The organism is Sphaerisporangium sp. NPDC088356 (genome assembly GCF_040685555.1).
GTDB lineage: Bacteria > Actinomycetota > Actinomycetes > Streptosporangiales > Streptosporangiaceae > Sphaerisporangium.
Genome location: NZ_JBFBIK010000067.1, coordinates 1 through 24,059, shown reverse-complemented (window position 1 = coordinate 24,059; position 24,059 = coordinate 1). Strand labels below are relative to the sequence as shown.

Annotated in this window: 11 protein-coding genes; 9 read left to right on the top strand and 2 right to left on the bottom strand. The window is 67.3% G+C overall.

Going from position 1 to position 24,059, the window contains the following annotated elements:
- The first annotated feature begins 363 nt into the window (after positions 1–363).
- Together drmD and AB0O34_RS23320 are read left to right on the top strand one after the other, a co-directional pair.
- Positions 364–3,492, top strand: a complete 3,129-nt coding sequence (gene drmD, locus AB0O34_RS23325; protein WP_363918555.1) for a DISARM system SNF2-like helicase DrmD — start codon at positions 364–366, stop codon at positions 3,490–3,492.
- Complete coding sequence (locus AB0O34_RS23320; protein ID WP_363918553.1) at positions 3,489–7,604, top strand: DNA methyltransferase; 4,116 nt, start codon at positions 3,489–3,491, stop codon at positions 7,602–7,604. Before drmD ends, AB0O34_RS23320 begins: the two co-directional genes overlap by 4 nt.
- 170 nt (positions 7,605–7,774) lie before the next feature.
- On the opposite strand, the gene AB0O34_RS23315 is transcribed toward AB0O34_RS23320, so the two are convergent.
- Positions 7,775–8,344, bottom strand: a complete 570-nt coding sequence (locus AB0O34_RS23315; protein ID WP_363918551.1) for a hypothetical protein — start codon at positions 8,342–8,344, stop codon at positions 7,775–7,777.
- Positions 8,345–8,447: 103 nt separating this feature from the next.
- On the opposite strand from AB0O34_RS23315, the gene drmA reads away from it, so the two are divergent.
- Genes drmA through AB0O34_RS23295 form a run of 4 tightly spaced genes read left to right on the top strand, consistent with a single transcriptional unit; the run spans position 8,448 to position 17,027 of the window.
- Positions 8,448–12,422, top strand: a complete 3,975-nt coding sequence (gene drmA, locus AB0O34_RS23310; protein ID WP_363918549.1) for a DISARM system helicase DrmA — start codon at positions 8,448–8,450, stop codon at positions 12,420–12,422.
- The gene (locus AB0O34_RS23305) at positions 12,422–14,329 is read left to right on the top strand and encodes a DUF1998 domain-containing protein (RefSeq protein WP_363918547.1); all 1,908 of its coding nucleotides are present in this window, start codon (positions 12,422–12,424) and stop codon (positions 14,327–14,329) included. The genes drmA and AB0O34_RS23305 overlap by 1 nt, the downstream gene beginning before the upstream one ends.
- A complete protein-coding gene (gene drmC, locus AB0O34_RS23300) occupies positions 14,218–15,081 on the top strand; it encodes a DISARM system phospholipase D-like protein DrmC (protein WP_363918545.1) in 864 nt (287 codons plus the stop codon). The genes AB0O34_RS23305 and drmC overlap by 112 nt, the downstream gene beginning before the upstream one ends.
- A gap of 23 nt (positions 15,082–15,104) precedes the next feature.
- On the top strand, positions 15,105–17,027 hold the full coding sequence (locus AB0O34_RS23295; RefSeq protein ID WP_363918543.1) for an N-6 DNA methylase: 1,923 nt from the start codon (positions 15,105–15,107) through the stop codon (positions 17,025–17,027).
- 145 nt (positions 17,028–17,172) lie between these two features.
- Here the strand turns inward: AB0O34_RS23295 and AB0O34_RS23290 are convergent, their stop codons facing one another.
- On the bottom strand, positions 17,173–18,045 hold the full coding sequence (locus AB0O34_RS23290) for a serine/threonine-protein kinase (protein WP_363918541.1): 873 nt from the start codon (positions 18,043–18,045) through the stop codon (positions 17,173–17,175).
- Between the two features lie 670 nt (positions 18,046–18,715).
- Here AB0O34_RS23290 and AB0O34_RS23285 point away from each other — a divergent pair.
- From AB0O34_RS23285 to AB0O34_RS23275, 3 genes are all read left to right on the top strand, one after another.
- The gene (locus AB0O34_RS23285; RefSeq protein WP_363918539.1) at positions 18,716–20,209 is read left to right on the top strand and encodes a serine/threonine-protein kinase; all 1,494 of its coding nucleotides are present in this window, start codon (positions 18,716–18,718) and stop codon (positions 20,207–20,209) included.
- 90 nt (positions 20,210–20,299) lie between these two features.
- A complete protein-coding gene (locus AB0O34_RS23280) occupies positions 20,300–22,393 on the top strand; it encodes a UvrD-helicase domain-containing protein (protein WP_363918537.1) in 2,094 nt (697 codons plus the stop codon).
- A 72-nt stretch (positions 22,394–22,465) separates the two neighbouring features.
- Positions 22,466–24,059: DUF262 domain-containing protein (locus AB0O34_RS23275; RefSeq protein ID WP_363918535.1), on the top strand; the 1,594-nt coding region annotated here is incomplete at its 3' end.

The following is a 24,059-nucleotide window of genomic DNA, read 5'->3' as shown; positions in this document are numbered from 1 at the left end:
CGAGGTGAAGCTGCTTTCCGCCGGGTGACCTCGTGAAATGCGGTTGCTTCTGTGCGGAGTGGCATGGCCTGCCTCGTAGGGCAGTCGAGGTCTGCCTGCGGGGCGGGTACGAAGACGTGGCGCTGCACCATTTATTACCACGTCATCACGGTATTTGTGAAGTGAGCGCACAAGTGGTTTCGCTCTAGACAGGCCTCTTTGGAACGTCATAAGGTTCAGTTCACGTCTACAAGAAGAACTTTGTGCACTAAAAGTGATATTTGTCCGGAATGCCCGTCGAGACTGATTCGGGGCTGTCTCGCTCGTGCCGGAAGGTAGCTGGCCACATTACGGCCGGTACTCAGCCGTTGACGAGGAGAAATAGTGACCATTGCGACGTCGGAGCCGCCGGACACCGGTGCCCTGGTCGCGGTTCGTGGACAACGTTGGGTGGTCAGCGAATCCCAGGCCGGTGAGTCCAGCACTCTGGTGAGGTTGCAGAGCGTCGAGGACGGTCGCTACGGCGACACGCTCGACGTGGTCTGGGAGATCGAACCCGGCCGTCGCATCCTGCCGAGCGGCTCGTTGCCCGACGTCACTCCCGACGGTTTCGATTCGCCTGAGCGTCTGGCCGCGTTCCTGGACGCCATCCGGTGGTCGGCGGTCGCCAGCGCCGACGTGAAGACCTTGCAAGCACCCTTCCGATCCGGCGTGGCAGTCGAGGACTACCAGTTGGAGCCGGTGGCCAGGGCGCTCGACGCGCCGCGCGTCAACCTGCTGCTCGCCGATGACGTCGGTCTGGGTAAGACGATCGAGGCCGGTCTGGTCGCCCAGGAGCTTCTCCTCCGCCACAGAGCCCGCAGGATCATGGTCGTGTGCCCGGCCGGCCTCACGCTCAAGTGGCAGGACGAGATGGCCGAGAAGTTCGGCCTCGACTTCACGATCATTGACACCGAGCGCTGCGCGATCGTGCGACGCACGCACGGCAGCGCCGCCAACCCCTTCGCGGTCTACCCGCTGAGCATCGTCAGCCTGCCCTGGCTGCGTGGCCAGAAGGCACAGCGGCTGCTCGACGAGGTGCTCGACCCGTCAGCCATGGAACGGCGGTTCGACCTGCTGATCCTGGACGAGGCGCACCACGTCGCGCCAGCCGCGCCCAAGCAGGTCTACGCGGTCGACTCCCAGCAGACCAAGCTGATCCGCCGGCTCGCCCCGCACTTCACCCACCGGCTGTTCCTGTCCGCGACCCCGCACAACGGCTACCAGGCGTCCTTCACGGCCCTGCTGGAGATCCTCGACAACCAGCGCTTCGCCAGGGGGGTCGACCCGGACCCTGCCGCCGTCAAGGAGACAGTCGTACGGCGGCTCAAGCGGCACATCGTCAACCCGGACGGGACCAAGCGGTTCCTGGAACGGGAAGCTCGGGCGATCCCGGTGATCTACCCGGCGGACGAGCGGGAGATCCACGGCCTGCTCAAGGAGTTCGCGCGGTTGCGCCGGGCCAGGCTCAACAAGAGCAACAAGGGACGCAAGGCGGCCGACCTGGTCACCCTGTTGCTGAAGAAGCGGCTGTTCTCCAGCCCCAAGGCGTTCGAGCACACCCTCGGGGTCTACCTGGACACGGTCGGCGGTGCCAAGGTCGCCGTTGAGACCGGTGATGACGACGATTCCTGGTTCGACGACTACCTGGAGAGCACGGCCTCGCTCGACGACGAGGCGCTGGCCGACGCCGAGGACGACGCGGTCGGCATCGCGGCTCCCCTCCAGGGAGTGGCCACCGAGGAAGAGATCGCGTTGCTCGACCGGATGCGCGGCTGGGCACTGGACTACGTGTCCGCTCCGGATACCAAGGCGCGTGAGCTGATCACCTACCTGACGGGCGTCTGCCGGCCTGACGGGCGGTGGAACAACGAGCGGGTCGTGGTCTTCACCGAGTACCGGGACACGCAGAAGTGGCTGGCGGAGCTGCTCCGGCAGGAGGACCTCGGTGGTGACGCGCTCGCGCTGCTGCACGGCGGGATGGCGGCGGAGGAGCGGGAGCAGCTCCGGGTCGCCTTCCAGAAGCACCCGAGCGAACACCCGGTGCGCATCCTGCTGGCGACCGACGCCGCGAGCGAGGGCATCGACCTGCAGAACCACTGCCACCGCCTGGTCAACTACGACATCCCGTTCAACCCGAACAAGCTTGAGCAGCGCATCGGCCGTATCGACCGGTGGGGGCAGAAGCAGACGCCTGAGATCCGCCACTTCATGGGTACCGGCTGGGACAGGGCCGTCGACTCCTACGAAGCGGACCTGGAGTTCCTGTCCCGGGTGGCCACCAAGGTCGCGCGGATGGAGGAGGACCTGGGCTCGGTCAACGCCGTCCTGGCGGCGGCCGTCCAGAAGCGGATGCTGAACGACATCTCCGACTACGACGTGGAACGTGCCGGAGGCAAGGGCACCATTCCCGCCGAGACCAATGTCGGCGAGCAGGTGCGCAAGCTACGCACCAACCTGGACGAGACGGTGCGCGAGCTCGGCATCACCCCCGCCCACGTGAAGCGGGTCGTCGACACCGCGCTGGGCCTCGCCCGGCAGCAGCCGCTGAAGCACCACCTGGACGAGAAGCACCTCACCGAGGGCTTGTACGACGTACCCCCGCTCACCGGCTCGTGGGAACGTGCCGGCGCGGGCCTGGTGGAGAAGCTCAAGAAGAAGGACGAGCTGCCGCGCCAGCGTCCCGTGACGTTCGACGCGAACGCGACGCTCGATCCCCAGGGACGGGTCCGGGACGACGTGGTGCTCGGCCACCTGGGCCACCCGCTCGTCGCCATGTCGACCCGGTTGCTCCGGGCCGCGGTCTCCAACAGCGAGATCGGCCTGCACCGGGTCACCGCCGTCATCAGCGACGACCCGGCGCTGGAGACCACGCTGGTCGGCGCGTTCTCCCGCTTCGTGCTGGTCGGCGGGGACGGGATCCGGCTGCACGAGGAGGTTCTGCACGCCGGAGGCTGGGTGCCAGAGACGGGACGGTTCCGGCGGCTGGAGAACCTGACCGTGCTCGGCGACATCCTCGGCCGCGCGCTCACCGAAGGCAAGCCCGCCGCGGCGCCGATACGGAACCGGCTCACCGGCGTATGGCCGAGGATCAGCGGCGCCGTCATGCAGTCGATCGACTGGCGGACCGAGCAGAAGCGCGAGCAGCTCGACCGCAAGCTCGCCCAGCGCATGGAGGCCGAGCAGGCCCGCGTCGTCGCGAACCTGGCCCAGTTCGAGGCCACGCTGCGCGCCCAGCTCGCCGAAGGCGAGAGCGAGGACGCGCTGTTCAGCCGCTTGGACGTGGCGAAGAGCAAGGAAGAGCGGGAGCAGTACCGCAAGGACCGCAGATCCTGGGAAGACCGATTGTCCAGTCTCGCTGAGGAACGGGACCGCGAGTTGAAGGTGATCGCGTCCCGCTACCGCGATCCGCAGCCGCACCGGTTCCCCGTTGCCGTGGTCTTCGTCGTACCGAGGCGAGAGGCGACCCGATGAGATACGCGAGTGACTTCAGCCACCAGAACTGGCTCAGCCTGGTCGAGGTGTCCGGCCCCTTCCTCAGCCTTCCCGTTCTGCGGAGGACCTGGCCGGACCTCGACTCGCTGAACAAGAAGGAGCGCGAACAGCTCCGCATGGCGCACACCGCCTGGCAGCAGAGCGGTGCGCGCCGGGAGTGGATCTCGTACGTGCTGCGCGGCCTCCTCCGCTACGGGGATGCCGTGCAGATCGGCGGGCTCGACCACCTGGCGATGGAGGTGCCCGAGCACGACACGTCGGTCACCCCGGCCTTCGCGCTCGCGGTCCCCGGCGAGGAAGTCAAGGTGGACAACGTCCGCCTGTTCGGGATGATCACTACTGGTCATCCGACCGCGCGTATGAAGCCCTCGGCGTGGGCCGCCACCCCGGTCGACCGGGTCGCGCAGCTCTGCCGTCACCACGGTGTCGAGCTCGGACTCGTTACCAACGGCCGCTGGTGGGCGCTGGTATGGGCGCCGCGCGGCGGGGTCACCACCACGGCTGTGTTCGACGCGATCCCCTGGCCGGAGTCGGCCGAGCGCGAGGTCCTGCGGGCCTTTGTCTCCCTGCTGAACATCGAGCGATTCTTCGACGTGCCGGAGGCGGAGCGGCTGCCCGCGCTGCTGGCCGCGAGCCTGGACAGCCAGGAGGACATCACCGAGGCCCTCGGCGTGCAGGTGCGCCAGGCGGTGGAGCTCCTCGTCACCGCGGTCGGCCGTGCGGGTGTGCCGGACGAGGTGGGCGCGCACGAGGTCTACCGGGGTTCGGTGGCCGTGATGATGCGCATCATCCTGCTGCTCTTCGCCGAAGAGCGCGGCCTGCTGCCGGCGGACAACGAAATCTACGCCGCCTCCTACTCCGCGGGTCGGTTGTGCGCGCAGTTGGAGCAGAGCGCCATCGAGGGCAGTGAGGAAGAGCTGGAGAACAGCCACGCCGCCTGGCATCGGTTGCTCGCCCTGTTCCAGGCGGTGTACTACGGCGTCGATCACCCGCAGCTGCATATGGCCCCGCACGACGGATCGCTGTTCGATCCGGACGTGAACTCCTGGATGCCGCTGACGATCGACGACCGGACCGTGCTCAACATGCTCCGGGCCGTGCAGTACATCGAGGTCGGCACCGGCAGGAACCGCGAACGCCGCAAGCTCAGCTTCCGCACCTTGGATGTCGAGCAGATCGGCTACGTCTACGAGGGACTCCTCTCGTACGAGGGATTCCGCGCCGCTGACACGGTCGTGGGCCTAGTCGGCAAGCCGGGCCGGGAGGAAGAGATCGATCTCGCCGACCTGGAGAAGGTGGCACGGGAGGTAGCCGCCGAGGTCGCCCAGCGGATCTACGCGGCACCCGTTCCTGGGCATGACTCCATCGTTGAGACACTGGCCGAGAAGCTCGCGGAGCGGTTCAAGGACTCCGGCATCGGTTCGCCTGCCGCTCTCCGCAAGCGGCTCGCCCCACTGGACGAGGCCGGTTCGCTGGAGGCGACCCGCAAGCTGCTCGCGGCGACAGATGGTGACGCGGACCTGGCACAGCGGTTGCTGCCGTTCGCCGGGATCATCCGCGAGGACCTGCGCGGCCTGCCCCTGGTCATCCTCCCCGGGACGCTGTATGTCACCGAGTCGGCACTTCGCAAGAACACCGGCACCCACTACACGCCCCGGTTCCTGGCGGAACAGGTCGCCGAGGGCGCTCTGGAGCCGCTGGTCTACTCGCCCGGTCCGCTTCAGACAGCGGATCGGTCGAAGTGGAATCTGCGCAGCTCGTCCGAGATCTTGGGGCTGAAGATCGCCGACATCGCGGTGGGCTCGGCCGCCTTCCTCGTCGCGGCTGCTCGCTACCTGGGGGACAAGCTCGTCGAAGCCTGGTCGCTGGAGGGCCGACAGGAGGCGTCGCTCTATCTTGAGGGCGCCGAGGAGCGCAGGGCCGACGCCGACGCCGACCCGCTGGTCATCGAGGCCCGCCGCCAGATCATCGAGCACTGCTTGTACGGCGTGGACATCAACCCCATGGCCGTGGAAATGGCCAAGCTATCGCTCTGGCTCGTCTCCATGGACACGACACGACCATTTACGTTCGTCGACGACCGCCTGGTCGCCGGGGACGCGCTGCTCGGGATCACCTCGATCGAGCAGCTCGAATACATGCACCTCAAGCCGGAGCGCGGTCGGAAGATCCACACAGACCTACTGAACCTGGCCGGCGACGTGCGACGAGTTGTGGCCGACGCAGCCAAGAAGCGACGCAGCCTCGTCGAGATCCCCCTCGGCAAGGATCCGCTGGCCACGCTGACTATAAAACGGAGCGTCCTCTTCGAGGTTGAGAACGACACCCGCCTGCACCACTTGTTCGCGGACCTTCTGGTTGGGGCATTCCTCACGTATGCGGCCGAGCAGGGCAGGTTGGGGAATGTCGATGTCCCGGAGGTGCAGGAGAAGACGCGCGGTTTCGACCGTGCCTCACTCCAAGCCGCTAACATCGCCGGCGCCGTGGTCAAGGGCGAGCCCGGAAGCATGCCGGAATCGGAAGAGAGGCGCAAGGTGTGGCTGGCCGCGGACCACGTACCAGGCAACTTCGACCGCCAACCCCTGCATTGGCCACTCGTCTTCCCTGAAGTTTTCGAAAAGGGCGGCTTCGACGCCATAATCGGTAACCCGCCCTTTCTCGGCGGTAAGAAGATCAGTGGGGCAATGGGGTCGAATTACCGAGAGTATTTGGTCGAATCCAGCGGCCGTGGCGCGAAGGGCGTGGCCGACCTAGTCGCCTACTTCGCGCTACGGGCACATGACCTGCTGAGCGTCGATGGCCAGAGCGGCCTCATCGCTACTAATACGTTGGCGCAAGGTGATACCAGAGAAGTTGGTCTTGATCAGATCGTTGGAAATGGCACTACGATCAGGCAGTGTATTAAGAGCCGACCATGGCCTTCCAAAAGCGCTGTTCTTGAGTATTGTGCTCTGTGGACGAGCAAGGCGCAGTTGGGTGACAGTGCAGAGCGGCTAGCTGATAACCTCGTTGTTTCTGAGATTTCACCCGCGCTTGAGCGTGCTTCGCGTGCCCTTGGCGGACCATATCGCCTTATAGGGAGTCGTAGAATAGCACATATCGGCTCCTATGTGAATGGCATGGGTTTCACGATGACACCGGAAAATGCGCGGATATTAATCGATGGAGATGAACGCAACCGCGAGGTGCTATTCCCCTACATCAACGGCCAAAATGTGAGCTCGAGGCCGGATTGCTCTGCCAGTCGATGGATCATTGACTTCCGTGATTGGCCGGTGGAGCGGGCAAAAGAATATTCCGAGTGCTACGACCAGGTCCTTCGGCTTGTTAAGCCGGAACGCGATGGAATAAGTCGTAAGGTTTATCGAGAGCGCTGGTGGCAGTACGCCGAGAGTCAAATGACTATGCGAAACGCAATCGCAGGGCTAGAGCGAGTCATTGTTATCACCCTGGTTAGCAAGGCTGTCATGCCGATGATGGTGCGGACCGGGCAGGTGTTCTCGCACGCGCTTGGCGTGTTCGCGACGGATGACACGGCGATGCTGGCGCTGCTCTCCAGCGCTCCGCACTATTGGTGGACGCTTACTCGGGCATCGACACTGGAAACACGTGTCCGGTACACGCCGTCGGACGTGTTCGAGACTTTGCCGCTTCCCGAGCTCAGTCCAGAAATGCGGGAACTGGGCGGTGAGCTGGACACCTACCGGCGGGACCTTATGCTCGCGCGGCAGGCAGGTCTCACCGCGACGTACAACCTGGTCCATGACCCGAAGTGTGAGGACGAGGACATCGTCGAGCTCCGCCGGATCCACAAGGCGATCGACGAGGCGGTCTGCCGGGCCTACGGCTGGGACGACCTGATCGATCAACTTGATCATGGGCACCATGACCTCGGTCGCGAGACCCGCTACACGGTCGGCCCCTTCGCGCGGCGTGAGCTGGTGGACCGCCTCCTGGAACTCAACCACGCGCGCTATGCGGAAGAGGTCAAGCAAGGCCTCCACGACAAGACCAAGAAGAAGGGGTCCAAGCCCAAGGCTTCGCAAGGTCCACAGCAGCTTATAACAGGTATGGAAGAGGGCCAGATCTGATGGGGCGCGGGCAGCGATCCCCGCTCTGTCACTGGGCGGTGACGAAAAGTGATGCATGGGCCGGTGGCAGCCGGGTAAGGTTGGTGATGCCGCCCCCTGCTAGGGGGAGAGGAAGTGAGCCCGGGTTTACTGCCGGAACTGACAGGACCCCGGGCTTCGCGCTGTCCAGGTCAATCGCAGCGCAGGCGATCGATGATCAGCCCGCTTCCGAGGATCTCCAGCAGCTCCGTGTCACCCGTTGCCGCTGCCGCGACGACGCCCGCGACGATGTCAGGAAGCCAGACAAGCTCGTCGCTCAGCGGATCGGCCCACTCAACACGCATCTCATCGGGCAACGCCCGCTGTGCGCGCAGGGCGTTCACCATGTCGAGATCTTCCTTGTTGCCCGCGTGGCCGCGACCCTCCATGATCACGTGTTGCGCACGTCGCTGGGTGAGTCGCCAGTAGAGCCGTTCCATGCACTTGCGGCGGGCACGCTTCTGTTTCGACGACGACATGTCCGTCCCCACAATCGTGATCACTTCGGGCGACAGTTCCGCGAGCGCGTACACGATCTCAAGCCGTCGCTTCGGTCTCTCGTCCCGCCAGTGCAGGCGTGGCTGCTTGGGCAGCAGCAGCGCGCGAAGGGCCGATCGATATGCATCGGTCTCGCGGTCCGGCACGATCACAGCGGCCAGCACGTAGACACCGGCACCGATCCGCATGGACTCGTCGATGTATGCGCATGACTCGCTGTTCACGATCTGTCACCGTAAGGGATCGGTGCAGCGTCCGCCCGCAGTTCGCCGATAGTGAGCAGACCGTTCCTCGGAGCGGCATGGGAACGGCAGAGAGGACACCTCCGTGTTCGACCGGCAGGGAAAGCTGTTCGCGGCGGGAGCCGAGCAGGACGATCTGTTCGGCTCCGAGGGCGGTGACGGGAGCTCGGCCGTGCCCGGTCAGAAGCAGGACGAGCAGGGGCCGCCGATCCACGCGCTCGACGTGCCACAGGACTTCGAGGCGACCACGCCGTTCGAGGTACGGGACGAGTTCCAGGAGCTGGTCAGCCGTGACCTGCTCGGGCCGTGGGACGGCGACAACGAGGTGTTCCCGCCGAGGGCGATGGGGCCTCGCGAGCGGTACCTGGTGGGCATGCTCGGCCCGAAGCCGTCGCCGAAGTCCGTCGAGGCCGACGCCGACGAGGTGCCGGAGACCGAGATCGGCATCGAGGGCGACGGTACGGACGGGGAGCTTGCGGAGAAGCCGACGCCGCAGAACCTCGGCCGGCTCTGGGCCTCGTCCATGGGGCTCATGTTCGCGGTGCCCGGTGACGTCGACGTGCTCGCGGTCACCGCCTCCTGGGGACGGTACGTCAGGTCCGAGAGCCTGGTGGAGGACGCCAAGGGTAAGGAGCGGGCGGTGTCGGCGTGGTCCCGCGAGCAGGTGGACCATGACAAGGAGGTCCGGCTCGATGCGGAGGTCACGCAGCGTATCCCGCTGACGATGGACCGCCCCGACGATCCCGGGGTCCTGCTGGCGGTGGCCGTACGCCCGCAGAAGGACGGCCGGCGCGTCGTCGAGTTGACGCTGATCAACCAGCAGGCCGAGCCGGAGCGGCACGCCGACACCGCGTGGCTGTTCCAGGCCCAGCTCATCGTGACGGCGTTCGACCCCACTCTAGAAAGCTCCCCGAGCGTTTTCCTGCCTATCGACGACCCGCTGGACGGTGCCGAGGGAGCCGAGGAGGATCTGGAGGACAAGCATCTGCGGCTCCTCTACCGGGGCGAGCGCCGGTACGCGGCCGGACGGAACGTCGCCGTGCATGCCGAGGTGCCGCCGGGCGAGCGATACGCCGAGTTGCTGCGGACCACGTGGCTCCCCGAATATGACGTGCCCGCCACGGTCGCGCCGGTCGGCGAGGGCACGGCTCTCGCCGGGGTGGAGCTGTCCATGGACACCCTCGCCGACGCATCCCCTGAGATGCTGGCCGCCGGTCTGACGCCGCTCGCCGACGGGTACTCCGCCTGGCTGGACGTCCAGGAGCAGTCGATCCCCACCCTGCCGAAGCCGTTGCGGGAGGCGGCCACGGCGGCCGTGTACAAGGCGCGGCGGGCGGCGAGCCGCATCCAGGCCGGGATCAGGCTGCTGTCGGGGCGGCCGTCGAGCGTGGGGGACGAGCCGGAGTTCACCGCCGCCAGGCATGCCCAGGCTCGCGAGGCCTTCCGGTTCGCCAACCAGGCGATGGCGTTGCAGCGCCGCCGTACCGCCGTCGCCAAGCTACGTGACGAGCTGGGGCTGACCTATGCGCAGGCCATGGCGGAGATCGACGGGCAGGGCCCGGCAGCCGCGTCGTGGCGACCGTTCCAGCTCGCGTTCGTGCTGCTCAACCTGCCCTCGCTGACGGATCCTGCCCATCCCGAGCGGGCGGCCGACCACACGGCCACCGTCGACCTGCTGTTCTTCCCGACCGGTGGCGGTAAGACCGAGGCGTACCTCGGGTTGACCGCCTACACCTTCGCGATCCGCCGGCTGCAGGGGGTCGTCGGGAAGGCGGCCGACGCCCGTGACGGTGGATCCGGCGTGTCCGTGCTCATGCGCTACACCCTGCGCTTGCTGACCGCCCAGCAGTTCCAGCGCGCCGCCGCGCTCGTCTGTGCCGCGGAGGTGCTCCGCCGCGAGGACCCGGCGACCTGGGGAGAGGAACCGTTCCGCATCGGCCTCTGGGTCGGTAGCGCGGTGTCGCCCAACTGGTTCGGAGAGGCGGCCGACCAGGTCACCGAGGCCAAGGAGGCCCCGGACAGCCGCAGGACCAATGTCCTGCAGACGCTGACCTGCCCCTGGTGCGGGGAGAAGCTGGTCGGCGGCCGGAACCTCGACACCGATGAGGACCGTCGCCGCATACTCCTCTACTGCGGACGTGGCCGGGAGGGGGACTCCGACCCCTGCCCGTTCTCCAAACTGGGCGAGGACCGCATGCTGACCTCCCGGTTCGACGACCCCGGCGAGATCGCCAGCCGCAAGGAGGGCCTGCCGATCCTCACCGTGGACGAGGAGATCTACCGGCTGGTGCCGAGCCTCGTCATCGCCACCGTGGACAAGCTGGCGCAACTGCCCTGGCGCGGGTTCGCCGGGCACCTGTTCGGGCGGGTCAGCCAGCGCTGCCCGCGCCATGGCTACCGGCACGCCGACCTGGACGATCAGATCGGGTGCGGTGGCAAGCACCACGCCAAGGGGAAGCTGCCCAAGGTGGTCAGCCGTCCGGTCGCACGGCTCCGCCCCCCGGACCTGATCATCCAGGACGAGCTGCACCTGATCTCGGGTGCCCTCGGCACCACGGTCGGCCTGTTCGAAGGCGCCGTGGACGAGCTGTGCACCTGGCAGATCGACGGCAGGCCGACGGGCCCGAAGATCATCGCATCCACCGCCACCACCAAGCGGGCCGAGAGGCAGGTGCGCGCTATCTTCGGCCGCGAGCTGGCAGTCTTCCCGCCGCAGGTCATCGACGTCTCCGACACCTTCTTCTCGCGGCAGGTGCCGGTCACCCCGGAGACCCCCGGCCGGCGTTACCTCGGCGTGTGCGCGCACGGCGTGCGCCTGAAGTCGGCCGAGATCAGGCTGGCCGAGATCCTGTTCATCGCCGGGCAGACCACGTTCGACAAGTATGGTGAGCCCGCCGACCCGTACATGACCGTCGTCGGCTACTTCAACGCGACCCGGGAACTGGCGGGCATGCGACGCTACCTCGACGACGACGTGACCACCAGGATCAGGACCCACGGCAGACGTAAGAAGCTGTCCGATCGGCTGCTCAGCAAGGCGGACCTGCTGAACATCGTCGAGCTGACCTCGCGAATCTCATCCGGCGACATCAGCGACGTGCTCAAGCAGCTGGAGATCGGGTTCGATCCGGACATAGACACCTCCTTGCGGCTGCCCGTGGTCCGTGCCGAGATCGCCGACGTCATGCAGGAGAAGGACCGAGCGAAGCGCCGACCGGCACACCCGATCGCCGACCGATACCAGGTACGGCGAAACGGGCGGCAGCCCGTGGACGTGGTGCTGGCCACCTCGATGTTGCAGGTCGGCGTCGACGTCTCCCGGTTCGGTCTCATGGTGATGACCGGCCAGCCGAAGAACACCGCCGAGTACATCCAGGCGTCCTCCCGCGTCGGCCGTGACCCGGCCAGGCCCGGACTGGTCATCACGCTCTACAACTGGTCAAGGCCCCGGGATCTGGCCCACTTCGAGGACTTCGAGCACTACCACGCGACGTTCTACCGGCAGGTCGAGGCGCTGTCCGTCACGCCGTACACGCGGCGGGCCCTGGACCGCGGCACCACCGCGATGTTCGTTGCGGCGGTGCGCAACGCCGAGGAGTCGTACTCCAGGAACCGGGACGCCGAGGAGGTGCCCCTGGACGGCGAGACCGTCAAGCGGATCACCGAACGGTTGCTGCGCAGAGCCGAGAGCGTCGACGGGACGCGCGGCCGTGCGTATCTCGACGCCAAGATCAAAGCCGTGGCCGACCAGTGGGCGCTCCGCAAGGAGAGCCCCGCGCGGCTCGGCTACGAGAAGAAGAAGAGCACCGCTCAAGAGATCATCGACGGGCTGCTCGAGCGGGCAGGCAACGGCCGATGGGGTGTGCTGACCGTCGGCAACTCGATGCGGGAGACGGAGAACGAGGTCAACCTGCTGCTTCCGGCAGGTGGAGCCATCTTCGAGTCACCGGTGGGAGTTCCGGCGTGGACCTTCTTCACATCGGACGGCGAGGATTCCGGCGCCGACAGTCCACCAGGTGATGAGCTCGGTGAGTCCGCTCTTGACGGGAAGGGCAACTGATGGCCGAGATATCGCGCTACCGGCTCAGGGTCGGGGCCGTGCGCCCGAGCCACCTGATGTTCACCTCCGGTGTGGGGTCGATCGTCGACCTGCCGAACTTCTCCGTGCTGGTCAAGGGACTCGATGACTGGCGGTACGACAAGCTGGGCGAAAACGCGGTCGTCATCACCGAACCACGGCTGCTCGCGGCCGTGCAGACGCTGCTGAGCAAGACGGTGCGCGAGCTGCGCCCCGCCCCTTGGATTCCCGGGACCGACACCAACCCCAACGGTGACGCCGCTCGCACCGGCGTGCCGGTCATGCCCTTTCCGAGCTGGATGCGGTGTACGGCCTGCAACCTGCTCGCCCGCGTCGACTCGCAGGCGTTCGGCTTCGAGAACGACAAGCCCCGCAAGCCCCATGAGGCCAAGTTCTTTCACGAGTGCGGGCGCGGTAACAAGAAGAGGCTCGTGGTCGGTGCCCGCTTCCTCCTGGGCTGCACGGCTGGGCACCTGGACGACTTCCCGTACCTCGAATTCGTCCATCACGGCGGCAGCTGTCCGGTCGCCCCCAAGCCGAACCTCCTGATGGAGGACCGGGGTGGCAACATCGGGGCCAACGTGCGGATCGTCTGCCAGCGCTGCCACGCGGACCGCAACATCCGTGAGGCGATGGGTCAACGCAACAGGGACAAGCTGCCGCGATGCCGGGGGCGGCACCCTCATCTCGGCACCTTCTCACCGGCCGGCTGCGACAAGCAACCGCACATCCTGGTCGTCGGCGCCTCCAACCAGTGGTTCGCCCAGACCTTGTCGGCTCTGGCCGTGCCGCAGGGCGGTGCGAGTGAGCTCGAAGCCAAGGTCGAACGGTTCTGGGCCAACCTGCAGCATGTTCCGGGGCCGCAGATGCTGCCTTACGCGCGGTCGATGCCACCGGTGTCCTTCGAGTTCGAGAAGTGGGACGACGAGCAACTGTGGGCTGCGATCGAACGTCATCGCGGCAGCCTGGAGGCGGCACCGGAGAAGGAAGCGGAGGGCTACCCTGACCTGCTGACCCCCGAATGGCAGGTGTTCTCCGGGGCGACCTTGCCCAAACCGGACGACGATTTCACCGCCCGCCGCGATCCCGACGGTGTGCCGAGCCTGCTCAAGGGTTTCTATTCCGACGTCGTCCAGGCCGAACGGCTGCGCGAGGTCAGGGCGATGATCGGCTTCACTCGGCTGGACGCCCCCGACCCGGAGGACCCCAACCTCGTGACGCGCGCTCCGCTGTCCCGTTCGAAGCCCACCTGGGTGCCCGCGAGCGAGGTACGTGGAGAGGGCATCTTCCTGCGGCTGCCCGAGGACCTGCTCATGGACTGGGAAGCGCGCGTCGCCGACTCGACCGCCATCCGTCGACACCGGGAGGCGTACGGCCGGTTCCGCGAATACCGCTACTCGGCGCGAACCGGGCAGGCTTTTGACGAGGACAGCAGATACCGGGGCTGGCCCGGGCCGCGCTACTACGCTCTGCACACGCTGTCGCACCTGCTCATCCGTACGATCGCTCTGGAGTGCGGGTACAACTCGGCGAGCCTCGCGGAACGCATCTACGCCGGGACCGAGGATGATCCTCGCGGCGGCATCCTCATCTACACGGCTGTGCCGGACGCGGAGGGCACGCTGGGCGGCCTGGTGTCGCTAGCCGAGCCGGACGAGCTGGTACGGCTGACCCGCCGCGCGCTCACCGAGGCACGGTACTGCTCCTCCGACCCGCTCTGCGCGGAGCGGCTGCCGCGGAAACCCGAGGACTTCCTGCACGGCGCCGCCTGTCACGTGTGCCTGTTCGTCTCCGAGACCACCTGCGAGCGAGGCAACCGGTTCCTGGACCGGCGCTTCGTCGTCCCGATCGACGACACGGATCTGGCGATCTTCCCGGAGGTGCCGTGAATGACTTCGAGTCATCCGTCGCCGAAGCCATAGCCAGGCTCGGCTCGGTGAACACGGCCACGCTGGGTCTCCGTATCGGTGCAGGGTCGCCCAGGGACACCGTACTGAGCGCCGTCCCGTCGCCTTCGCATACGGAGGTGGCGCGGAGGGTGCTCGACACCAAGGCATCAGCCGGCGTCTCCGACGCGGAGGCCGGCGCCTACATCCGGGGAGTCGCCGCGGGATGGACGCTGAGGGACACCTCGTTCGAGGTCGAGTCGGTGTGGAGCGGGCCGAGCAGCCATGAGGTCCCCATCCGCGCCACCGCCCGGGTGCTGGTGGAGCTCGTCGGCGAAGCCAGGCACGAACTGGTGCTCATGACGTATTCGGCGAAGCCGTACGCGCCGCTGACCGAAGCACTGGCGGCGGCCGTGGAGCGGGGCGTCTCGGTGATGGCCGTCGTCGAGACACTGCAGGGAGCCGGGAGCGCGCTGGCCGGGTCGGAACCGGCTGTGGCGTTCGCGTCCATCGACGGCGTGGAGGTGTGGCACTGGCCGCCGACCGGGCGTGGCCGGCACGGCGCGAAGATGCATGCCAAGCTCGCGGTCGCGGACCGGCGCGTGCTGCTGGTGTCGAGTGCCAACCTCACCCAGTCTGGAGTCGAGAAGAACATCGAGGCGGGGGTGCTGGTCCGAGGCGGTACGGCCCCGCTGCGCGCGGCCGAGCACATCGCGGAACTCCGCGCCGAAGGTGTCTTGGAGCGGCTGCGATAAGCATGGACAGGGAAACGAGGCCGGTGACGCAGGACGGCGCCACTGTGGCGGCGGGCGACATCGCGCGGCTGGCCGGTGTGGGGCGGGCGGCGGTCAGCAACTGGCGCCGCAGGTTTCACGACTTTCCCGAACCTGTGGGCGGTACGTCATCCAGCCCGCTGTTCTCTCTGACCGAGGTGGAAACCTGGCTACGTGGCCAGGGCAAGCTGCAGGAGCTCCCCGCCGACGAGCACACCTGGCAGCAGATCCGTAACGCGGCGGACGACCTGCGGCTCGCCAGTCTGGTCAGCTCGGTCGCCGCGTTTCTCGTCTACATCGAGCGCCATCCGCAAGGATGGCGGAGCCTGTCGAAGAAGGCAGACGCGGGCATCGTCGCCGGCCTGCCGGACGAGGTCGGTGTCCTGGCCGAAAGCCACGTACCGCTCCTGCGAGCCGCCGCCGAGCTGGCGGCCGACCGGGGGCACGCGGACGTCATCGAGTTCCTGTACCGCCGATACGTGGATGCGCACTCCCGCCGGGTCCAGGTTCTGTCCTCCGACGTCGCCTCACTGATGGCCGCCCTGCTGGACGAGTCGTGCCGGACGGTGCTCGATCCCTGCTGCGGGTTCGGTCCGCTGCTGCTCGCGGCGCTGCCGGCGGCGACCCGGTTGCTCGGTCAGGAACGTGACGAGTCCGCGCTACGCCTGGCATCCGCTCGTCTCCGGATCCGAGGCGCCGACGCGGAGGTGGCGGCTGGAGACGCGCTGACGCGGGATGCCTTCCCGGAACTCCAGGCTGACGGCGTGCTGTGCGCCCCGCCGTTCAACGAACGTGGCTGGGGGTACGAGAAGCTGGCCAACGACCCTCGCTGGCAGTTCGGCCTGCCGCCTCGCGGTGAGTCCGAACTGGCCTGGGTCCAGCACTGCCTCGCGCACCTCAGGCCGGGTGGCGAGGCGATCGTGCTCATGCCCCCCGCCGCGGCCGGCCGGCGCTCCGGCCGTCGTATCCGTTCGCGGCTCCTCCGCGCCGGTGCGCTCCATGGTGTGATCTCCCTGCGGGCCGGAGCCGCACCGCAGTCCGCCATGCCGCCGCATGTATGGCTGCTCCGGCGCCCTGGCCCAGACGACGGCATCCCGTCCGAAGTACTCATGGCCGATTCCGCCGAAGAGCCTTCGGGTAAGGCCGTGCTGGAAGCCTGGCAGGCGTTCCGGCGAGGCGAGACACTCGACACCTGCTCGATCCGTACCGTGCCGATCATCGAGCTTCTCGACGACGAGGTTGATCTCACGCCGGGTAAGTACCTGCCGAAGACGGCGGCCGACCAACCGGCGACCCTCGACAGGACGCTGACCGACCTGCTCGAATTCACGGCGGAACTGACAAAGGCGGTTCCCAAAGTCGCCCTCGACCGCCGATCGCTCACGATGACGACCGTGGCGGAGTTGAGCAGGACAGGGACCCTTCAGCTGGTGCAGACTCCGATGCGCATGGACACCGACTCCGGCGACCTGCCACTGCTCACGGCCAAGGACGTCACGCTTGGCCGTTCCGCCACCGGCCGAGGTACCGGAGGCCCTGGACTGGTGGTCGCGCGCCCGGGTGACGTCGTCATCCCCATGATCGCTGGTGAGCTCATCGCCCGAGTGGTCACCGAAGAAGTCGCGCTCGGCCCGCATCTCTTTCTGATACGGCTGAACAAGGAGAGCTTCGACCCGCATTTCGTCGTCGGCTTCCTGCGCGTCACCCCCGCCCGTGCCGCAAGCACCCTTTCGGGGGCCTACCGGGTCGATGTGCGGAGAGCCCGGATCCCGCTGCTGCCGCTGGCCGAGCAGCGGACGTACGGCGACACGTTCCGGCAGCTGGAGCGGTTCGAGGCCATATTGCGGCAGACGAACGAAACGGGGGAGACACTGGGACGACTCGTCTTGGCGGGCCTGACGGAGGGGGATCTGCGTCCCGATTTGTGAGTCCCTCAACCGGTGAACCGCTCTGGCGGCCTTGAGTCTTTGGTCTGCTTTGAGTTCCGTGGGAGTCGGCGTCGGTGTTGGACGTCTGGGGCGGTGCCTGGCGAAAGCGGGCTGGAGCGGCCGGCGCTCAGACGTGGGATCGCCACTACTGCGCGATGGCCACCATGAGCTGCGCGGCCGTGGGCCGGTTGTGCGGTTCCTTGTCCAGGCAGGCGGCTATCGGCCCCACGAGCCCTCGGGGGAGTACAGCGAGGTTGGGCTGGTGGGTGAGGATCGCCGAGAAGATCTGGTAGGGCGTGTGGCCGGGAAACGCCGGCCCGCCGGTCGCGCCGTAGAACATCGTCGAGGCCCAGCTGAAGACATCCGACTCCGGGCCGACGGACCGTCCGGAAACCTGCTCGGGCGACATGTACGCGGGGGTGCCCTTGAGGCCGCCGGAGGTCGTAACGTGGTCCAGCGCCCGCGCCACCCCGAAGTCGATCACCCGGGGGCCGTCGGGGCCGATCAGGACGTTCTCCGGTTTGAAGTCGCGGTGGACGACGCCGGCGGAGTGGATGCCGGCCAGGGCGGCCGAGGTGGCGATGGCGAGCCGGGTCAGGCTGTCACCGTCGAGGGGCCGGCTCTCGTGCACCAGCCGCTCCAGCGAGGGTCCGGGCACGTACTCGCTCACCACGTAGCCGCGATCACCGATCACGCCGACGTCGACGATCCGCGCCGTCGCGTATGGCGGAACCCGCTGCGCGGTGATGACCTCGCGCATGAAGTCGTCGCGCTCGCCGGCGTGCCCCCTGATGCGCTCGTGGAGCACCTTGACCGCCACCTGGCGTCCATCGGGCGCCTGTGCCAGGTAGACCGTTCCCTGGCCTCCCTCACCCAGCCGGGTGACGAAGCGGTACGGCCCGAGGCCGCCGAGATCGCTTCCCGGCTGCTGGTGGTCGGCGCCGGGCACGGTGCCCCACGGATCGCGCATCGGCTCGGACCGGTGGTAGGACGCCGTCCACCCGGCCTGCTGGGCCATCGGCGGAGCCGGTGGCCATCCCGGCGTCTGCCCGTAAGGCGCGGTCGATGTCCTTTGCGGGGAGGCGGCCGAGTAACCCGAAACGGGCATGGACAGTGGAACGGTGGATGTCAAGGGCACGGTCCGAGGCCGGAAAACGGCGCGCCTGATCACAAAGGCGTGCACCGTACCGCCGAACCACACGCCGAGTATCCAGACGTACGCCGCCACCTGGTTGCGCCAGTCGTCGTCCGGCAGCTTCTGAAGATAGCCGACGATTATCAGGTACAGAACGAACAGCGTGCCGTAGCCGGCGGCCGCGAACCCGAGTTTGCGGTTTTTCGTGCGTATCGCGGCGTGGCCGATGATGAAACAGGTGCCAAAACCGCACGTGAACAGCGGTGTAGCTGCCCAAACGACGCTGAGTGGGAACCCGCGCCATGAGCGGCGATCCGAAATCCGGCCGTCGGCATCAGCACGACGGGCGGCGGGACCATGGGCGGGAGGCACAGCGGCATGATACGGATCCGACACCGAAGGACGCGACCACCGGACGATATCTGCGACCTCCCGCATTGATCGTGTAGTTTCTTTCGTTATGGCCTTACAGGAAAGGCGGGCCGGTATGGATCGCCGGACGGTTGTCGGCGGCCGTTACGAGTTGGATCCGTTGTCCCGTCGCTTTGGGGGGATGGGGGAGGTCTGGTTCGGCTACGACAAGCGCCTCGACCGGCCCGTCGCGGTCAAGTTCATCAGGGTCGACAGACTGCCCGACGGCAAGCCCGACAACGAGCTCACACAGCGGTTCGTCCGTGAGTCGCGGATCACCGCGCGGCTGGAGCATCCCGGCGTCCCTACCATCTATGACTGCGGTTCCCACGGCGAGGACCTCTACATGGTCATGCAGCTCGTCGAGGGTTGTTCTCTCTCCGACCTGCTCGACGAGATAAGGGAAGACGGCGAGATCCCGGTCCCCTGGGCGACCGCCATCGCCGCGCAAGTGTGCTCGGTCCTGGCCGCAGCCCATGCGCGGTCACTGGTGCACCGTGACCTCAAGCCGGGCAACCTCATGCTCTGCCGGGACGGCACGGTCAAGGTGCTCGACTTCGGCGTCGCCGCGGCGCTGTCGACCACCGAGACCAAGCTGACCCGCACCGGCGTCGCCGTCGGCACCCCCGAGTACATGGCCCCGGAGCAGGCGGCCGCTGGGACCGTCGGCCCGCAGACCGACCTGTACTCCCTCGGGGTTGTGCTGGATGAGATGCTGGCGAAAGACAACCAGTTCAAGGGTGACACCGCGCTCGCCTCGATGCGAAACCACACCGACCGGTCACCGCAGCCGCTGCGTACTCGCAGGCGCGAAGTCCCGGAAGGGCTGGAGCGGCTCGTCCTGCGGTTGCTCGCCAAGAACCCGGCTGACAGGCCCGCCTCCGCGGAGGAGGTGTACATCCGGCTGCTCGACTTCTGCGGCGAGTTGCCGCCGTTCCCGGGATATGTCGACCTCACCACGCGCTACCCGATACGCATGTACGCGAGCGTCGTCGGGCGAGTCGGATCGCCCTCGACGCCCCATCCGGAGCCGCAGGCCGAGCCGGTGCGGCCCCCGATGCCTCCGCCTGCCGAGACTCCTCAGAGCGACATCTCGCTCGCCCGCGGGCACGCGGAGGCGCTGAAGGCCGAGTCCCGGTTCAGCCAGGCGGCCGAGGTGCTGGCCGGGCTCGTGGAGACCAGCGCGCGTACGCTCGGCGCCCGGCATCCCGATGCGATCCAAATACGCATCGAACTCGCCGACGTGCTCTTCTTGGGCGGTGACTACCGCCAGGCCGCACCCGTGTTCGACGCACTCGCCGCCGACCTGACCGAGCGTGAAGGGCCCGAGAGCGACCTCGTGCTCCGCTGCCGCCTGATGGAGGCCAACTGCCATGCCGCGGTGGGGGAGACCGCCCTCGCGCTGGCCCAGCTGGGACGGCTGCTCGATGACGAGAAGCGCTACGGGGTCGATGAGGACCGCATCCTGGAACTTCGGCGCCAGATCGGCCTGCTCGAACTCGGCTCCGGGAGTCGGTCCCAGGCGCGCCGCACGCTCGGTGATCTCCTCCCCGATCTCGAACGCCGGTACGGCCCGCAACACCCGAACGTGGGCAAGGTACGGGAAGTACTGCACGGCCTTGGCGACGAGCGCTGACAACGATTTCTGGACGTGCGCTAACGACCTCGGTCCAGCCACCGATGGACTCTTTGGCGCGTATGGCAACCGTCTTCAACGAGGAGTGGCGTGGCGAAGCTCGGAATCGACAAGGAGTTCCTCCGGGATTTCGGAAAGCTGGAACGGTCCGTCCAGGTCCGGGTCGAGGAGGTCTTCGCCAAGTTCGAGCAGGCCACCCACGCTGGATTGCATCTGGAGAAGCTGCACAACGCGCGGGACGACCGCTTCCGCACCATCCGTATCGACCTCTTCTGGCGCGGCGTCGTCCTCGCACCGGAAAGCGGGGACACTTTCACGCTCCTGAAGGTGCTTCCGCACGACGAGGCCACCGCCTGGGCCGAACGCCGGCGCGCCTCGGTGAACGCGGCGACCGGGCGTATCGAGATCCGCGACGTGGCGGCGATCGACGCCACGCTGCCCGAACTGGTCCGCCACACCGGCAGCTCCTCGGAGATGCTGTTCGAGCACGTCGGCGATGCGGACCTGACGAGGCTCGGCGTCGACGAGCAGACCCTGGCCTTCGCCAGGGCCCTCACCCATGTGAGCCAGCTGGAGGCCGCGGAGGCGTTCCTCCCGCAGAACCAGTGGCACGTCCTGTACGGCCTTGCGGCCGGTCTCACCCCCGAACAGGTCTGGGCCGAACTCGGCGCCGCGCCCGCGCCGCGGCCGTACGACACCGATGATCTCTCGGCGGCCGTGGAGCGCACTCCCGAGCGGGTGGTCCTGGTGCAAGGTCCACAGGAACTCATGGAGGTGTTCCGGCATCCTTTCGCCTTGTGGCGCGTCTACCTGCACCCCGCGCAGTACCAGGTGGCGAACGCGACCTTCAGCGGCCCAGCCCGTGTGACCGGAGGACCGGGCACCGGCAAGACAGTGGTCGCCCTGCACCGCGCCCATCACCTTGCCCAGGTCGGAGCCGGCCGTGTTCTGCTGACCACGTTCACCTCCACGCTCTCCGCCTCCCTGGAAGCCGGGATACGTCTCCTGGCCGACTCGACGGCGGTCCGCGACCGTGTCGAGGTGCGTCACGTCGACCAGCTCTCCTACCAGATCTTCGCCGAGCGGCACGGGAGGCCCGCGATCCTGCGAGACAAGGAGGAGAAGGACATCTGGCGCCGCATCGTCAAACGCCTCGACGCCCCGTTCACCGAGACCTTCCTGGCAGAGGAGTGGCGGCACGTCGTGCTCGCCCAACGAGTAACCAATGCCGCCGAGTACCTCGCGGCCAAGCGAGAGGGACGGGGGCGCCGGCTCGGCACCCGGCAGCGAGCGCAGCTGTGGCAGGCGATCTGGGAGTTCGAAGAGGAGCTCAAGCACCGGCGGGTGTGGACGCACGAGACCATCTGTGTGGAGGCGACCAGGCTGCTCGACGAGCTGCCGGAGCAGCCATACCGGCACGTCGTCGTCGACGAAGCACAAGATCTTCACCCTGTTCAGTGGCGGTTCCTCCGCGCGGCGGTCGCCGAGGGGCCGGACGACCTGTTCATCGCGGGTGACACCCACCAGCGGATCTACAGCAACCGGGTCTCCCTACGGGATGTCGGCATCAAGGTCGCGGGACGGTCGTCGCGTCTCACCGTCAACTACCGGACGACGGCGGAGATCCTCGGCTGGAGCCTCGGCATGCTCCGTGGTGAGGCGATCGACGACATGGACGGTGGTCTGGACACCGTTGCCGGCTACCGGTCCCAGGTGCATGGCTTTCCCCCTGAACTACGCGCGTTCCGTACGCAGAAGGACGAGTTAGACGCGCTCGTGCGGAAAGTCCGCGAATGGCAGGACATGGGAGTCGGGCCGGAGGAGATCGGCATCGCGGCGAGATCGAACATGCTGGCGGACTCGGCCGTCACCGTCCTCAACGCGGCGGGCATTTCCGCGCATTCGCTCGCGAAGGCGCCGGGGTCCGAGGGAGTCGTGCGCGCCGGCACTATGCACCGGATGAAGGGGCTGGAGTTCAGGTGCGTGGCGGTCATCGGCGTAGGGGAGCACGCGGTCCCTTCGTCCAGCGCCGTCACCCCGTCCGAGGAGGACGAAGTGACCCATGCGCAGGACCTGCAGCGTGAGCGCTGCCTTCTGTTCGTCGCGTGCACCAGGGCCAGGGAACGGCTCCATCTCTCCTGGCACGGCAGTCCCAGTGCCTTCCTGGATGGTTTCACGTCATAACGTTCGGTTACCTTGCGCTTGCAAAGCGTAGGACAACCCCTCATCCGTACATCGTCAACGTGAAGGCGGGTCATGGCCAAGCTCTCGGTACTCCTCCACCAGATCGACAACGGCACGGTGCTGCTCCCGGAGTTCCAGCGCGGGTATGTCTGGAACCGCGACCAGGTCCGCGGGCTGATGCGGTCCCTCTATCGCGGATATCCGGTGGGAGGCCTGCTGCTGTGGGAGACCGAGCCCGACCAGACGGCCGTCAGGGGTGGCGCCACGGACGGCGGAGTGCGATCGCTGCTGCTGGACGGCCAGCAGCGCATCACCTCCCTCTACGGCGTCATCCGCGGTCACGCCCCCGCGTTCTTCGAAGGTGACGCCGCGGCGTTCACCGGGCTGCGGTTCAACGTGGAGGACGAGAGCTTCGAGTTCTACGCGCCGGCGAAGATGCGTGATGACCCCAGATGGGTAGACGTCACGCGCCTGTTCACCGACGGGCTGGAACCCTTTTTCAAGGACTTCGGCGCCATACCGGAGTTCGCGACCTACCTGGGTCGCCTGAACCAGCTACGGCAACTCCTGGATCGGGAGTTCCACGAGGAAAAGATCACTGGGCCGGACAAGGACGTCGAGGTTGTCGTCGACATCTTCAATCGGGTCAATTCTGGCGGGACCGCGCTGTCCAAGGGCGATTTGGCGCTGGCCAAGATCTGCGCGCACTGGCCGCCGGCCCGCCAGGTCATGCGCGACCACGTGAAGGAGTGGCAGAGCAAGGGCTTCGACTTCTCGCTGGACTGGCTGCTGCGCAACACCACCGCCGTGGCCACCGGACGAGCGGTGTTCACCGCGCTCGACACCGTCTCCGCCGCCGAGTTCGAGGTCACTCTCACCAAGTCGGTGGGATACATCGGGAACTTCCTGGAGGCGGCGTCCGGCCGGCTCGGACTCGACCACGACCAGGTGCTGATGGGCCGCTACGCGGTGCCCGTCATCTCACGCCTGCTGCACCTCAGCGCCGGTGGCCGCTTCGCGAATGCGGCTCATCGCGACAAGGTGTTGTTCTGGTACGTCCACTCGGCCCTGTGGGGGCGTTTCGCCGGCTCGACCGAGACGGTGCTCGCCAAGGACTACGAGGTCGCCAAGGAGTCCGGTATCGACGGGCTCATCGCCTCCCTGGAACGCTGGCGCGGCGGCAACCTGGAGATCCAGGCCCATGACTTCGAGGGATCCACCAAGGGCTCGCGCTTCTACCCGCTTCTCTACCTGCTCACCAGGGCCAAGGGAGCGCGGGACTTCGGCAGCGGCCTGCCGCTGCGGGCCGAGATGCTGGGCAAACTCACCTCGCTCCAGGTGCACCACATCTTCCCCAAGGCCGTGCTGCACAAGGCCGGTTATGACCGGGGTCAGGTCAACGCCATCGCCAACTTCTGCTTCCTGACCCAGGACACCAACCTCGTCATCGGGAAGCGCACACCGGAGGAGTACTTCGCCGAAGCCGAGGAGAAGCATCCCGGCGTGCTCGCGTCACAGTGGATTCCCGCCGACCGCGACCTGTGGCGAGTCGAGCGGTACCCCGACTTCCTCGACGCCAGGCGGGAACTGCTGGCCCAGGCCGTCCAGTCCTTCCTTGCCGAACTCCGCAACGGCGCCACGGCGGCGGCCGAGAAACTGGCGCCGG

Bases quoted from the DNA above. Each gene is read 5' to 3' on its own strand.
- AB0O34_RS23320 (WP_363918553.1), top strand. From the start codon at position 3,489: ATGAGATACGCGAGTGACTTCAGCCACCAGAACTGGCTCAGCCTGGTC.
- AB0O34_RS23305 (WP_363918547.1), top strand. From the start codon at position 12,422: ATGGCCGAGATATCGCGCTACCGGCTCAGGGTCGGGGCCGTGCGCCCG.
- AB0O34_RS23290 (WP_363918541.1), bottom strand. From the start codon at position 18,045: ATGGCCCAGCAGGCCGGGTGGACGGCGTCCTACCACCGGTCCGAGCCG.
- AB0O34_RS23285 (WP_363918539.1), top strand. From the start codon at position 18,716: ATGGGGGAGGTCTGGTTCGGCTACGACAAGCGCCTCGACCGGCCCGTC.